This is a genomic window from Hymenobacter rigui (assembly GCF_003944715.1).
GTDB lineage: Bacteria > Bacteroidota > Bacteroidia > Cytophagales > Hymenobacteraceae > Hymenobacter > Hymenobacter rigui.
The window spans coordinates 1-559 of sequence record NZ_RWIT01000040.1; the positions used below are offsets into that span (position 1 = coordinate 1).

General features: G+C 65.1%; 1 protein-coding gene. It reads right to left on the minus strand.

The genetic code is table 11. The features are described from left to right. Positions 1-305, minus strand: a 305-nt coding sequence (locus tag EI291_RS22565; RefSeq protein ID WP_125424542.1) for a glycosyltransferase, incomplete at its 3' end; no start/stop codon positions are given. Between the last annotated feature and the right edge of the window lie 254 nt (positions 306-559).

A 559-nucleotide genomic window follows, 5' to 3' on the forward strand; every position in this document is an offset into this window, starting at 1 on the left:
AGGTGGCGCACCTGTGGGTAGCGCGCCAGCACCCGGGCCGAGTGGTCGGTGCTGCCGTCGGTGATGACCAGCACCTGCAGGCGCTCGGCCGGGTAGTCCTGCTGCAGGCAGTTGGCGAGCTTGGCCTCGAGGATGTCGGCCTCGTTGTAGGCGGGCACGATGAGCGTGACGGGGGGGGTGAACGCACGCGGCAGGGCGGGGCGCTTGAGCGGGCGCAGGCGGGCCCAGAGCCAGACGATGAGTCCGTAGCCCAGGTAGGTGTAGAAGACCACGGCCAGAAACAGCCAGAACAGGGTTGGTAGCATCGTTCGTTGCTCGTTGTGAGTTGTTAGTTGCTCGTTATTAGTTGGCAGTTGTTCGTTGGTAGTTGTTTGTCCAGAAGCAGGGACGGTGGTGCTGACAACCAGCAACCAGCAACTATCAACTGACAATCAGTAACTACTTTACCCGCTCCCACTCGCCGGTGGCGGGGTCGAGCTGGCGCAGCACCCGGGCCGGGTTACCGCCCACCACGGCGTAGGCCGGCACGTCGCGCGTGACCACGGCCCCGGCCGCCACC